The following is a 14,778-nucleotide window of genomic DNA, read 5'->3' on the forward strand; positions in this document are numbered from 1 at the left end:
TCAGAAAGATAGTCCCTTTAACTTTACTTATATGTTATAAGAAATAATTAAGATAAAGCAGCTTGTACTTGATCTGCAGCTTCTTGGAAAGCAACAGCAGATAAGATAGGCATACCAGATTTGTCAATTAATTCTTTTGCTACCTCAGCATTTGTTCCTTGTAAACGAACAATAATAGGAACTTTAATTTCATCTCCCATATTTTTGTAAGCATCAACTACACCTTGAGCAACACGGTCACAACGAACGATACCACCAAAGATATTAATTAAAATAGCTTTTACATTAGGATCTTTTAAGATAATACGGAAAGCAGTTTCAACACGTTTTGCATCAGCTGTACCTCCTACGTCTAAGAAGTTAGCAGGTTCAAAACCAGCATACTTAATTAAGTCCATAGTAGCCATTGCTAATCCAGCACCATTAACCATACATCCAACTGTACCGTCTAAGTCAACATAGTTTAACCCAGCCTCTTTAGCTTCTACTTCGATTGGTCTTTCTTCAGTTAAATCTCTGTATTCAGCATATTTTTTCTGTCTGTATAATGCGTTATCATCTAAAGTAACTTTAGCATCTACAGCTAATATTTTATCATCAGAAGTTTTTAATACAGGGTTAATTTCAAACATTGATGAATCACTTCCAATGTAAGCTTTATATAAAGCATCCACGAATTTAACCATTTCTTTGAATGCATTTCCTGATAATCCTAAGTTAAAAGCAATTCTTCTAGCTTGGAATCCTTGTAAACCTACAGCAGGATCTATTTCTTCTTTGAAAATTAAATGTGGAGTTTTTTCAGCAACTTCCTCGATATCCATTCCACCTTCAGTAGAATACATAATCATGTTACGTCCTGTAGCTCTATCTAATAATACTGACATGTAAAACTCTGAAGTCTCACTTTCACCTGGATAGTATACATCTTCTGCAACTAACACACGGTTAACTCTTTTACCAGTTGGTGGAGTTTGTGGAGTAATTAAGTCCATACCGATAATTTTACCAGCGACTTCTTTTACTTCGTCTAAGTTTTTAGCCAACTTAACTCCTCCTCCTTTACCTCTACCTCCAGCATGGATTTGAGCTTTAATTACATACCAACTTGTACCAGTTTCTTCTGTAAGTTGTTTTGCTTTTTCAACTGCTTCTTCTGCGTTGTTAGCCACCAATCCACGTTGCACTCTTACACCGTAGCTAGCTAATATTTCTTTACCTTGAAATTCATGTAAATTCATAGTGTGATACGTTTAGCTTTTAATATAAACAGATACAAAAATAACAATTCAGTTTGAATTCCCCTAATTAAATTAAGGTTATGTCGTATTAAATTGCGTATTTAACTTTGTTTATTTTATTATTTTAATGATTAATGTAAATTCTTTATTAAAAAATATCAATGTCTCCTTTTCCCTCTCTAATCACTTCTGGCTCTAGTCCCGATAAATCAATTACCGTTGATGCCTGATTATCACCATATCCCCCGTCTATTACAGCATCCACTGTATTTTGCCACTTTTCGTAAATCAACTCTGGATCCGTAGTATATTCTAAAACTTCATCCTCATCATATATCGAAGTAGAAACAATTGGGTTTCCCAATCTTTTTACAATTTCTCTTGCAATGTTATTATCTGGCACGCGAATACCTACCGTTTTTTTCTTTTTAAACTCTTTTGGCAGATCATTATTACCAGGTAATATAAATGTATAAGGACCTGGCAAAGCTTTCTTCAATATCTTAAAAGTAGAAGTATCTATCTGTTTAACATAATCTGAAATATTACTCAAATCATAGCAGATAAAAGAAAAATTAGCTTTATCTAATTTAACACCTTTTATTTTAGCAATGCGTTCTAGCGCTTTACTATTCGTAATATCACATCCCAAGCCGTATACAGTGTCAGTAGGATAGATAACCAATCCTCCATCACGCAATATTTTCACTACTTTATCAAGCTCCTTTTCATTAGGATTCTCAGGATATATTTTTATAAATTGTGACATAGTTTCTTTACTTTATTACCCTAACAAATTACGATAAAACCTTAAGTTTAGCAAATCTAAGAAGGAGTTTCTTAATACCACCCACATCAAATTTTATTTCTGCTTTTCGATCTGCTCCTACTCCCTCTACATTTAAAATCTCACCTTTCCCAAAGCGTTCGTGCATTACTATATTTCCAATTTGCAAATCACCATTCGCTCCATGACTAGCACTACTAGAAGAAGAATCTATAGGTTTTAACTTTCTGATTTTTCTGTCTAATGCGGGCTCCTCATTATTATTTGTTATGTAAGCAGGTGGATTACCATTTACTGGTTTTTTCAACCTTAGTTTACTTTTATCTACATCGCCAAAGACATCAGCATTAATCATTGGCTTATAGCGATAATTTGTTTCTACAGGCGTCAGATATTCTAAATACTGATCATCTATCTCATCAATAAAACATGAAGGTTCACTATCTACTAATTTTCCCCATCTATATCTCGATTGCGCATAAGTCAAATAAGCTTGATGTTCAGCTCTTGTTAAAGCAACATAGAATAATCTTCTTTCTTCTTCTAATTCAGAGCGAGTACTCTTACTCATCGCACTAGGGAACAAATCCTCCTCCATACCCACGCAAAATACAGTAGGAAACTCTAATCCTTTTGCCAAGTGAATAGTCATAAGCGCTACTCTATCATCATCTCCAGTATCTTTATCTAAATCAGTAGCTAATGCTACATCTTCTAAGAATTCACTTAAAGAACCTCTAGCCCCATCAACCTCTTTCTGTCCCTCAATAAAATCCTTAATACCATTCAGTAATTCCTCAATATTTTCCATACGAGTAATCCCTTCTGGCGTAGTATCTTTTCTAAGTTCTTGTACTAAACCTGTTTTCTTTGCCACATGCTCCGTTAACTGATAAGCATCCATAGTCTGATCTTGAGCCTGGAATGCCTTTACCATATTGACAAAATCTGTTAGTTTACCTCTTGTACCAGCGGTAATCTTTAAATCAATTTTATCAATATGCTCCATTACCTCAAAAATTGAGCGCTTATAATGATTAGCAGCAATGGTTAATTTATCCAGCGTAGTAGCTCCAATACCACGAGCTGGGTAATTAATTACACGAACTAGCGCTTCTTCATCTTTAGGGTTAATAATCAATCGCAAGTAAGATAAAACATCCTTTATCTCTTTGCGTTGATAGAAAGATAAGCCCCCATAAATTCGGTATGGAATATCTTTTTTGCGCAAAGCATCCTCCATAGCACGAGACTGCGCATTCGTTCTATATAAAATTGCAAAATCACTATTATTCATTTGATTTCGCATTTTTTCTTCAAAAATAGTTGACGCAACAAATCTCCCCTCTTCACCATCAGTGAGAGATCGATGTATTTTAATCTTTGGTCCTAGTGGGTTTTCAGTCCACACAACTTTTTCCAACTTTACCTTATTCTTGTCAATTACAGAATTGGCAGCCTCCACAATGTTGCGAGAAGAACGATAATTTTGTTCTAATCGATAGGTTTGTACATTGTCATAATCTTTCTGGAAGTTTAATATATTATTAATATTAGCACCTCTAAAAGCATAAATACTCTGAGCATCATCTCCTACTACACATATATTCTGAAAACGATCAGATAGTGCTCGTACAATTAAATACTGAGAATGATTAGTATCTTGATACTCATCTACCAAAATATAACGAAAGCGATCTTGATATTTTGCTAATACATCAGGATATAGAGTTAATAGTTCATTAGTCTTCAGCAATAAATCGTCAAAATCCATTGCACCAGATTTAAAACAACGCTCTACATAATTTTGATAAATCTCGCCTATTCTTGGCTTCTTGCTCATAGCATCAGCTTCTTGCAACTCTGGATTTTCAAAATATGCTTTAACGGTAATTAAACTATTCTTGTATGAAGAAATACGATTAAGTACTTCCTTAGGTTTATAAACATCTCTATCTAGCTGCATTTCTTTAATAATCTGCCCTATCAAGCGCTGACTATCTTGCGAATCATAAATAGAAAAATTACTAGGATATCCTAAACGAGCAGCTTCTAATCTCAAAATTTTAGCAAATACCGAGTGAAACGTTCCCATCCATAAATTCTTAGCCTCTGTACTTCCTACTATTTGAGCAATCCTTGTTTTCATTTCACGAGCTGCTTTATTAGTAAAAGTTAGAGCCAATATATTAAAAGCATCTACTCCTTGATGCATCAAATAGGCAATACGCAATGTCAATACACGCGTCTTTCCAGATCCCGCCCCCGCAATTACAATCATTGCACCATCTTTCTGTAATACAGGTGCTCTTTGTGCCTCATTTAACTGATCAATATAATTTTGCATATCCTTTTTTCGTAAAAAGCCAAAATTACAATTACTATACCTTTATAGCAAGTTTTTTAATAGCATATAATCTTCTCTTAATAATCTAAATTCAACCTACTATTCGTTTTGATTTTAATCTTTTATACTACTCTCTGTTATCTGCCAGCAATGAAACGTTTTCACAATGTTTTCTACTTTGATAAGCCCAGCGCTACCTTAATAAAAAACCATGTTAGAACATAAGTGCTTAGCTTTAACTTCCATTTATTTAGTTAAAATATATATTTAATCCCTACGGGAAAGATTCCTATATCTTATAAACACTATCTACCTAGCTTAAAGGACAAAGGGATGATTCACTTTAATTTACATAATTAACTAAGCAATGGATTTTAGAAAAAAACAATAGTTTAGATAAAGAAATAAGTTGTAATTTTGTAGTGTTATTCAGCGTCATACCTAATTGACCAAAACAAAAATACACAAATCAAAGTGTTACTCTTCTTCTAAATTGACTGTAAAAAAGTCAATTTAATTTCAACTATTTTTCCATTTTCTAAAAATCAAAATCAGCTTTAATGCCAGCGTTGTTGGGGTACCGTTGCAGTACTGTTCGGGTAAGACCCCGTTTTTGCAGTGCTCACACAAACAATTCCTAAACACTACCAAGTAAATTTGCCCTTATATATTCAAAACACTATCATAACCCTTACAGATACAGGGTTTATGGAAATATTCAAAACTTTATAAAGACCAAAAAAGGGTAATTTTAAGCCATTATTGACCTTATAAGTAAATAGATATATTGATTTTATATACAATTCCCTTAATTGGAATAAAGTAGATAAGGTTTATATAAAATTCAAAGATGAACTCAGTAGATAATCTATAGAAGAAGAATTGATTATACTTAGAATACAAGATTACATACACTAAAAACATTCTATAGCTAGTAGTCCATATTCTAGGGCAATAAAGCAGTATCCCACATAAAGCCCTTAACTTTATTATTTAAAATAAAATATAAAAGAAATTTACCTATCAGTTAGCAATCTAGAAACAATTCATACGTTAAACAAAGTAATAGGTTCATCTTACGAAGTATTCAAAAAGCTAAAAAAATATTAAATATGATTTGTAATTATTATAAGATTACCAATCTTTAATGAGTACAATATTTTAATCCCTATTTTTGCTTATAAATAAAAGCACTATGAAAATTGATTTTATACTACAATTACTCGCTTATTGTATACCAGCATTAATCACCGCGGCATTATCTTATGTTTATTTCAATAAAATATTAGAGAAACAGAATAAGCGAGATCACTTTTTAATTAGTACTCTACAAAAACCAACAATTGATACCAACGCTCTAAAGTTACAAGCTTGTGAACGATTAACGCTATTAATTGAGCGCATAGACTTACAAAAATTATTATTGCGTATACAGCCGAGCAGTGAAAACAAGGATAACTATCAGTTCTTATTAATTCAACATATTAATCAAGAATTTGAGTACAACTTATCTCAACAAATTTATATATCAAATGAATTGTGGGAAATAATCATTCAAACAAAAAACACTATTATAAGCACTATACAGAAAGGATCACTATTACCTAATGTAAATAACGCTTATGAGCTTCAAACTTTTTTATTGCAACAAAGCCAACAGCTTGCAAGAAATACAGAAATCAGTTTATCTGCTGTAAAAGCTGAAGCTCAGAATTACTTATAAAAATAACAAAACACCAAAAATGAAAAAGAGAATTATCGCATTATCCGTTTTATCACTTGTATTAACAAGTAATGTAAACACAGTATTTGCACAAAAAAAAGTTACAGACTTAATTTCTAATATTAGCCAAGACAAAGTTGCTAGTGGGTTAAAAGATGCGCTCGACAAGGGAATCACAGAGCAAGTGAGTAAACTTACTCAAAAAGATGGTTTTTATAAAAATGAAGTAGTAAAAATTCTACTGCCAGATGAAATACAAAAAGTAGATCAGACATTGCGAAAACTAGGTATGGGTAGCTTAGCAGATCAAGGATTAGTACTACTAAACAGAGCTGCTGAAAATGCAGTGAAAGAAGCTACGCCAATATTTGTAGATGCTGTAAAGAACATCTCATTTAACGATGCAAAAAACATTTTATTAGGTGGTAAAAGTGCGGCAACTGATTATTTAAAATCATCCACTTCTAAAGCTTTATATAGCAAATTTAACCCTGTTGTCCAAGAATCGTTATCTTCTGTAGGTGCAGATGGTATATGGGAAAAAATATTCACAACTTATAACAACCTACCTTTAGTAACTCCAGTGAATACCAATCTTACTGATTACGTTACTAACAAAACAATGGATGGGGTATTTTCAATGATCGCTGTAGAAGAAGATAATATTCGTGAGAACATAGGCGGGGCCCGCTCTAATAAGCTTTTAAAGGAAGTATTCGCAATTCAAGATAATACAACAAATACTTCAAATAAAAACAATTCAACTAATACGACTCCTAATAAAAAAGAGAAAAAAGAAAAAAAAGGAGGTTTTTTTAGTGAATTAGGTATTTTTTAAACAAATACATCAAATAACATTATTATAACATTCATTTAACTGATTAACTAAAAATATTTTTTGATATTTGTCCTATCAATTATGATTGATTTCATAGAGTTAGGGTTAGTTAATAAAAAACCGAGTAGAATTAGGCCTCTACTCGGTTTTTATATTTATAAATAATCTTATTTTACTAGATTCGTTCGTGAATCAACTTGAAATAATCAAAGGCTTTATGTAAATGTGTTCCGTACCATGAGAACATCTCACCATCTACAAATATTGTTTTACCATGATGAGTAAATCTCCCTATTTCAAAAGCGTGTTCTTCTTTAAATGGATAAGGTTCTGAGGATAAAAAAACTAGTTCTGGATCCCCTTCCATTCTTATTTTCTTTAATTCTATTTCTGGATAGCGCTCTTCTCGATTAGCGTATACATTATTAAATTTATTCAAACTCATCACCTCATTGATAAAAGTATCTCTACCTGCTACCATATAAGGATCTCTCCAAATAAAATATGCCGCTTTATAATCAGGTTTATTACTGACGTAATGCATAAACTCTTTTTGAGCAAATTTTAGTTTATCAATCCACTTTTTCGCTTCAGTTCTCTTATTAAACAAAACACCAAAGTCTTCAATCATTTTAATATTATCATCAAAAGTAATCACGTCAGTTACCCATACAGGGCAAATTCCTTTTAGACTTTCTACAATCTCTAAGGTATTTTCTTCTTTATTTGCAATTATTATATCAGGTTGGAGTGCTTTTATCTTTTCGATATGCACTTTTTTAGTTCCCCCTACTTTTACTTTTATAACTTGTAAATGATAAGGATGAACACAAAATTTTGTAATACCAATAATCTCATCTTCTAAACCTAAATCACATAGAGTTTCTGTCTGTGAAGGAACCAACGAAATAATACGCTTTGGCGTAGTTTCAAAGGTATGTTTTTGTCCAATCTGATCTTCTAATACAATCATTACTTATCTTTTAAAATATCTTCCATTTCTTTTTGCATTTTCAAAGCTTGCTCTCTCGCACACTCTGCAAAATCTTCTTTATTAGATGCAAAGATAATCCCTCTAGAAGAATTAATAAGCAATCCTACAGAATCATTTAATCCATATTTACAAACATCTTGTAAATTACCACCCTGAGCTCCCACTCCAGGAACTAATAAAAAACTATTTGGTACAATCTTTCTAATTTCTTCAAAATATTCAGCTTTAGTAGCACCTACAACATACATCAGGTTCTCATTGTTTTTATATTGTTGTGAAGTTTCTAAAACTACTTGATATAATGGCTTACCTCCTACATCTTTAGTTTGAAAATCAAATGCACCTGCATTAGATGTCAATGCTAATAAAATAGTATGTTTATCAGTAAACTCTAAAAATGGTTCTACTGAATCCTTACCCATATAAGGCGCAACAGTAACACTATCAAACTTCATGTCTTCAAAGAAAGCTTTAGCATACATACTTGCTGTATTTCCTATATCTCCCCTCTTTGCATCAGCGATAGTATATATCTCAGGATAATTTGAATTAAGATACTCTATAGTCTTAGCTAATGCCTGCCAACCTTTTATTCCATATGCTTCATAAAAAGCAATATTAGGCTTATAAGCAACTGCTAAATCATGTGTTGCATCTATAATTGCTTTATTAAAACTAAAAATCGGATCTTCTTCTTGCTGCAGTAAATGACTAGGTATTTTATCTAAGTCTACATCTAATCCAATACATAAAAATGACTTTTTACGTTTAATTTCTTCAGTTAATTGTTGTGTTGTCATATGGTAGTTAGTATTTAAAAAAAACCACACTATACGAAAGTAAGTGTGGTTAAATATAATTCAATAGTTCGATTAGAATACGTCGCTTTCTTTAAGCTTCTCTGTATTACTAACCAACTGTAATTCATCAATAATTTTCTGAATGTTTCCATTCATAATACCATCTAAATCATATAATGTCAACCCTATGCGGTGATCAGTTACACGACCTTGTGGATAATTGTAAGTCCTAATTTTCGCAGATCTATCTCCACTACTTACTTGAGAATTACGTTTCTTAGCATCTTCTTCTTGCTTTTTTGCTAATTCCATCTCATATAAACGAGATCTCAATACCGACAATGCTTTATCTTTGTTTTTATGCTGCGATTTCTCATCCTGACATTGCGCTACTAAACCAGTAGGAATGTGCGTCATACGAACAGCAGATTTAGTTGTATTTACAGATTGTCCTCCTGGCCCAGATGAACAGAATAAGTCAATACGAACATCATTCATATCGATATGTACATCAAATTCTTCAGCTTCTGGTAAAACCATAACAGTAGCAGCAGATGTGTGTACACGACCTTGTGTTTCTGTTTGAGGTACACGTTGTACACGATGTACTCCAGCTTCGAATTTCAATGTTCCATATACATCTTCACCAGATACTTCAAATACTACCTCTTTGTATCCACCTGCAGTACCTTCGTTCACATCGACAACAGAAGTTCTCCATCCTCTAGATTCACAGTACTTCGTATACATTCTATATAAATCTCCTGCAAATATACTTGCTTCATCTCCTCCAGTACCTGCACGAACCTCTACCATTACGTTTTTAGCATCTTCAGGGTCCTTAGGTATCAAAAGAAACTTAATTTCTTCTTCTAATTCTGGTAGGCGATCTTTTGCTTCATCTAATTGCATTTTTGCCATTTCCACCATTTCAGCATCACTCCCATCAGCAATTATCTCATTAGCTTCGTCAATATTACCTTTTAAAGTAATATACTCTGCTCTCTTTTCTACAAGCTGTTTAAGATCCTTATACTCTTTATTTAACTGCACGTAACGTTTTTGATCAGCAATAACATCTGGCTGAATAATCAAGTCAGAAACTTCATCAAAACGTTGCTTTATTATTTGTAGTCTATCTAACATATCTTTAATACAGATAATTTAATTGGATTGCAAAAATACAAAAAAAGGAGATATATTCATACCCCCTTTTTTATTTACTGATAATTAATAGAATTTATTTTTTTATCACTACTGCGATATTCACATCAGTCCAAGTCTTACCTTCGTGTAAGTCTTTACAAGCTTCATGTAAACTATCAAAAGCACCTTTTGCAGTAAAGTCAGAAATAATATCAATTGTACCATTAATTGTTACTTCATCTTCTGTAGCAACGTAAGTCATTTCTTTTTCCTTAGAAATACCATTCATAGTAATGTTAGCGATAACTTTACCATCTTTAAATTCTCCAAAGAAACCATTGATATTACCAACCATTTTTGCGAAAAAATCAGCTTTTAATTTCTCATCTCTTCCAGCATCATTAGTATTAACTGATGATGTTACAACAACAAAAGAAGAACCACTTAGAGATTCTACTAATGATGCAGCATCTTCTTTTACTCCATTTAATTTAATATCTGAAAAAGTTCCTTTAACACCAGCTTTAGCAGGTGTTTTAAATGCCGTCCACTCTAAGCTATAAGTTAACTCTTGCTTTTTAGTATCTACTACTTCTTCTGTAGTCGCAGCATTATCTTTAGCTTCAGTATTTGATTCTTTTTTTTCACCACATGAAATAGCTAAAGCACCTATTAATGCAATTGCTAAAAACGATTTTTTCATATTCAATTGAGTTTTATTTTTTGCTTTGCCTAAATTACAAAAATCTAACAAAACAGCGAAGTTTTTAACTTTTTATATTTGTTTATCTTTAAATTATAATCTTTTTTTCTTTCGTTTCCTTCAAAAAAAATAGGGCTATCTTAATTAGATAGCCCTATTATATATAACGATTTACAAGTATTCTTAATTTCTATTTGGAATCTTTGTTAGAATTTCTAACACAAATTTCCAATATTTTTGTACTGATTTAATACTAACTCTTTCTACAGGAGAGTGAGCACCACGGATAGTAGGTCCAAAAGAAATCATATCCATATCAGGGTAGTTTGTACCTAGAATTCCACACTCAAGACCTGCGTGACAAGCAACTACATTTGGTTTTTCTCCTACTTGTTTTTCATAGATATCAACCATAATGTCTAAAATCTCTGATTCAGGATTTGGACTCCAACCAGGATAAGAACCAGAGAACTCTACTTCACATCCCATTAATTCAAATGCTGAACGCAAGCTATTAGCTAAATCAAACTTAGAAGATTCAACTGAAGAACGAGTTAAACATTTAACTGTTAATTTTCCATCTCCTACCTCTACTTTTGCAATATTATTAGAAGTTTCTACTAAATCCGCAAAATCTGGACTCATTCTATAAACACCATTATGAGCAGTATACATTGCACGAACAAAATAGTACTGAGCCATAGGTGGCATTACTTTTTTAGGAGTTTCAGATTCATCTAATTTTTCAAATACTACTTCAAAATTAGGATCTACTGTATGTAATTCTGCTTTTATTTCATCTACAATTGTATTCATATCAAACACAAAAGCTTCATCATACATACTAGCTATAACTACCTCAGCTACACTTTCTCTAGGAATAGCGTTACGCAAGCTACCTCCTTTTATTTTTGAAATTTGTAATCCAAAATTATCAAATGAATCAAACAATAAACGATTCATAATTTTATTAGCATTCCCTAATCCTTTATGAATATCCATTCCAGAGTGACCTCCACTTAACCCTTTTACAGTAATTCTATATCCTATAGAACCTTCAGGGGTATTTTCTTCGTCATACTCAGCAGTAGCTGTTACATCTACTCCACCTGCACATCCGATATCAATTTCATCATCTTCTTCAGTATCTAAGTTTAATAAGATTTCTCCTTCTAATAATCCACCTTTTAAACCTTTAGCTCCAGTCATTCCAGTCTCTTCATCAATTGTAAAAAGAGCTTCAATAGCAGGATGTGGAATATCTTTACTCTCTAATATAGCCATGATAGTAGCTACTCCGATACCGTTGTCAGCTCCTAAAGTAGTACCATTTGCACGTACCCAATCTTCATCAATATACATCTCAATTCCTTGAGTGTCAAAATCAAATACTGTATCATTATTTTTTTGGTGAACCATATCCAAGTGTGACTGCATCACAATTGTTTTTCTATTCTCCATTCCAGCAGTAGCCGGCTTTTTAATGATTACATTTCCTACTTCATCTTTAATTGTTTCTAAACCTAAACTTTTACCAAAGTTCATCATGAATTCAATTACGCGCTCTTCTTTTTTTGAAGGACGAGGCACTGCATTCAAATCAGCGAACTTATTCCATAACTGTTTTGGTTCTAAGCTTCTAACTTCTTGACTCATATTTCTTAACTTTATTGTCGGTGATTAAACTTCAAATTTAGACTATTCTAAATTAATTATAGCATTATTCTTATAATTTTATCATTTCAAAAACTCAGATTATTGATTTCTAAAGAGATAAAATGAACTTGATATAACCGCACTATAACACAAAAAAATACTTTGTTATACCATTTACAATATTCCTTCATATTGCAATTATTAATAGTACTCAACTATAATTAATAATAATGAGATAAACTAAAAAAACCCTACAAAATAGTTGTAGGGCTTTTCTTATCATTTATTTTCTTTTGCAAGAATGTCTAATACTAATTTAATTTCTGGATCTTCCGCATTAATCAAGCTTTCATAAAACAATTTCTCATTAACTGAAAAATCAGGTATAACCCCTCTGCAATTTCCTTCTTTGCTAATATTGTTATTAAAAAACACTTCTGACCTCGGAAGATTAACTATAGTTTGTGTGTTAGGCAATTTATAGTTGATAAACCAAGAAGCTGTAGTAAAATTACTACATGTTCTAGTTTCTTGTCCTACTATCATACCACGTTTATTTTCTTTAAATAATGAAGCAAAATAAGCTGCTGCAGAAACAGTATTATTATCAATCAATAAGACTACATTACCATCGTATGCTTTTCTATCTTTTGGGTAATTCTCAACGTAGGATTCATCTAAACGATTGTTTCCAAAAAAGTAATCTCCATCTTCTTCTTTTTCATAACGCTGATACATAAAATTGTCCATATTTTTTATATCCATATCAGACATTTGTCTACCGCTACCATCAACTAAGTTTTCTCGTATTACAATTTCAGGTACTTTCGTTGCGTATCTATACTTATTTTTAAAAGTTCTTTCTTTTGAAATAAAAGAATAGTATAATGGAATATTACTCAAGAGACCTCCTCCATTACCACGGATATCAATAATAAGATTTTTAATTCCTTTATTATGCAACATTTCGAAAAAGTTACTTAGCTTATGGTAAGCATATTCTTCAGAAAAACCAAAAGTTTTGATTGTTAAGGCATACGTATCTTCATTTACTTTTTTACTAAATATTCCATACGAATAACTTATTAAATCGATTGGAAGAATAGACTTTTGCGAATTATAATAACTTCTAGCGTAATCAACGGATGGTATTTTTATTTCTTTTTCTTCCGTTGTAGTATTGTTTTCTCTATAGACTATATCGTATTCATCTACAGAATCAAACATCAAAGAAGCATATAATGAGAAATCCTTAGCATTTACAGCATTAATATTCCCATCTGTACTAATGTTAATCCTATTCAATAAATCATCTACCTCTTCTCCATTTACTTTAACTAAGATCGCACCAGCAGGTATAAAATTATTATACTGATTGACATAAACTTTGTTATTATAGACTACTGTACTGAAAGGAAAAAACTTAATTGTCTCTGAAAAGTCTTCAAAAATAATTAAATCAGTACTTAGTCCTGAATGGGCATCATGTATATACGGAAGAGGATTTGACAAAAGAAAATTAGAATATGTAGGTTTCTCTTCTAACCCCTTTCTCAACTTAGTTACTGTCTTCTCAAAATCTTCTGCACTTGTAGATCGATAAGGATTAGGATGTTGATTTTTTATAACTTCTACTAGTATATCAAAGTCTTTTAAATAATCCTCCTTCGTTAGCTCTTCAAATTTCTTTTGTCCAAATACAAATAGTTGACTTAATAAACAAGAAGCTAATATCAAACTTTTTCTAATCATGAAAATCTTTCTCTTTTATTTTGCTTTAAGGTACATTAGTGAAAACGGATATTGTATCAAAATATTTTAAATCTGTCCTTTATTTTTTAGCAACCACAAATATAAACCTTTAATTTTTCAAAGTCCACACAGATTACTATTTATCCTTTTACAGTTTTGTAATCAATAAATGATTCTAAAACTATTAAATGTTTCATAATTAATAACTTGTTGTTATTTTAACTTATTATAAATAATTACCTTTGTATCATAGTTAGAAATAGATGTAACAACATATAAGCTGAACTTCAGCAATCATAACTATTTATCGTAATATAGCTATTATAAGTACCTTACCCGTACTTAAGAAAAAAGAACTACTCCCCTAGTAGTTCTTTTTTTATATCATACATTTCCACAAGCTTTTCAAATAAAAAAGACAACTTACTAAATGTAAATTGTCTTTCATAGATTTAATATAAAATAAAGCAAACTTCCTTTTTATTAAGCTATATATTTTTCAAATATTTTTTTAGCTTTTTTCTTTCCAACCTCTTTTTTAAACTTATCATGTGCTGATAAATAAACTACGGGAGCACTTTTGCACATTCCTTGACATTTCATCTCACACATAGTAAACTTTTGATCCATACCACTTTCTTTCAATAAACTTTGAAAGCAAGCTTTTGTCTCATCATTATATCTACAACACTTTTTTCCGTCACAAACGAAGATTGTATTCTCTCCTTTCTTAACTTTACCCATCTTAGTTAGAATTATTGATGCAAATATAACTATTTTTATCTATTCTA

General features: G+C 31.5%; 12 protein-coding genes. 2 read left to right on the plus strand and 10 right to left on the minus strand.

Annotated elements, in window-relative coordinates; all coding sequences use genetic code 11:
* Window positions 1-47: 47 nt before the first annotated feature.
* The 3 genes from sucC to RH98_RS02210 all read right to left on the minus strand — a co-directional run bounded on the left by sucC (window position 48) and on the right by RH98_RS02210 (window position 4,375).
* Window positions 48-1,241: an ADP-forming succinate--CoA ligase subunit beta gene (sucC, locus tag RH98_RS02200; protein ID WP_010250023.1), complete on the minus strand. Its 1,194-nt coding sequence runs from the start codon at window positions 1,239-1,241 to the stop codon at window positions 48-50.
* 148 nt (window positions 1,242-1,389) lie between these two features.
* Window positions 1,390-2,010: an L-threonylcarbamoyladenylate synthase gene (locus RH98_RS02205; protein WP_010250026.1), complete on the minus strand. Its 621-nt coding sequence runs from the start codon at window positions 2,008-2,010 to the stop codon at window positions 1,390-1,392.
* A 28-nt stretch (window positions 2,011-2,038) separates the two neighbouring features.
* Entirely contained in the window at window positions 2,039-4,375 is a 2,337-nt protein-coding gene (locus RH98_RS02210) for an ATP-dependent helicase (protein WP_010250028.1), read from the minus strand.
* Window positions 4,376-5,570: 1,195 nt separating this feature from the next.
* Here RH98_RS02210 and RH98_RS02215 point away from each other — a divergent pair.
* A complete protein-coding gene (locus RH98_RS02215; RefSeq protein WP_010250030.1) occupies window positions 5,571-6,098 on the plus strand; it encodes a DUF7935 family protein in 528 nt (175 codons plus the stop codon).
* A 19-nt stretch (window positions 6,099-6,117) separates the two neighbouring features.
* Entirely contained in the window at window positions 6,118-6,936 is an 819-nt protein-coding gene (locus RH98_RS02220; protein ID WP_010250032.1) for a DUF4197 domain-containing protein, read from the plus strand.
* 175 nt (window positions 6,937-7,111) lie between these two features.
* On the opposite strand, the gene RH98_RS02225 is transcribed toward RH98_RS02220, so the two are convergent.
* The 7 genes from RH98_RS02225 to RH98_RS02255 form a co-directional block, all read right to left on the minus strand.
* Complete coding sequence (locus RH98_RS02225; RefSeq protein ID WP_010250034.1) at window positions 7,112-7,909, minus strand: ABC transporter substrate-binding protein; 798 nt, start codon at window positions 7,907-7,909, stop codon at window positions 7,112-7,114.
* Complete coding sequence (gene pyrF / locus RH98_RS02230) at window positions 7,909-8,730, minus strand: orotidine-5'-phosphate decarboxylase (RefSeq protein ID WP_010250036.1); 822 nt, start codon at window positions 8,728-8,730, stop codon at window positions 7,909-7,911. Before pyrF ends, RH98_RS02225 begins: the two co-directional genes overlap by 1 nt.
* A gap of 72 nt (window positions 8,731-8,802) precedes the next feature.
* The gene (prfA, locus tag RH98_RS02235; protein ID WP_010250037.1) at window positions 8,803-9,876 is read right to left on the minus strand and encodes a peptide chain release factor 1; all 1,074 of its coding nucleotides are present in this window, start codon (window positions 9,874-9,876) and stop codon (window positions 8,803-8,805) included.
* Window positions 9,877-9,970: 94 nt separating this feature from the next.
* Window positions 9,971-10,579: a YceI family protein gene (locus RH98_RS02240; RefSeq protein ID WP_026038687.1), complete on the minus strand. Its 609-nt coding sequence runs from the start codon at window positions 10,577-10,579 to the stop codon at window positions 9,971-9,973.
* Between the two features lie 183 nt (window positions 10,580-10,762).
* Window positions 10,763-12,235 carry an aminoacyl-histidine dipeptidase gene (locus tag RH98_RS02245; protein WP_010250042.1) on the minus strand — a complete coding sequence of 491 codons (1,473 nt, stop codon included), beginning with the start codon at window positions 12,233-12,235 and terminating at the stop codon, window positions 10,763-10,765.
* Window positions 12,236-12,514: 279 nt separating this feature from the next.
* Window positions 12,515-13,987 carry a S41 family peptidase gene (locus tag RH98_RS02250; protein ID WP_010250044.1) on the minus strand — a complete coding sequence of 491 codons (1,473 nt, stop codon included), beginning with the start codon at window positions 13,985-13,987 and terminating at the stop codon, window positions 12,515-12,517.
* Window positions 13,988-14,470: 483 nt separating this feature from the next.
* Window positions 14,471-14,731 carry a (2Fe-2S) ferredoxin domain-containing protein gene (locus RH98_RS02255; RefSeq protein WP_010250045.1) on the minus strand — a complete coding sequence of 87 codons (261 nt, stop codon included), beginning with the start codon at window positions 14,729-14,731 and terminating at the stop codon, window positions 14,471-14,473.
* Window positions 14,732-14,778: the final 47 nt, after the last annotated feature.

This window comes from Myroides injenensis M09-0166, assembly GCF_000246945.1.
GTDB lineage: Bacteria > Bacteroidota > Bacteroidia > Flavobacteriales > Flavobacteriaceae > Flavobacterium > Flavobacterium injenense.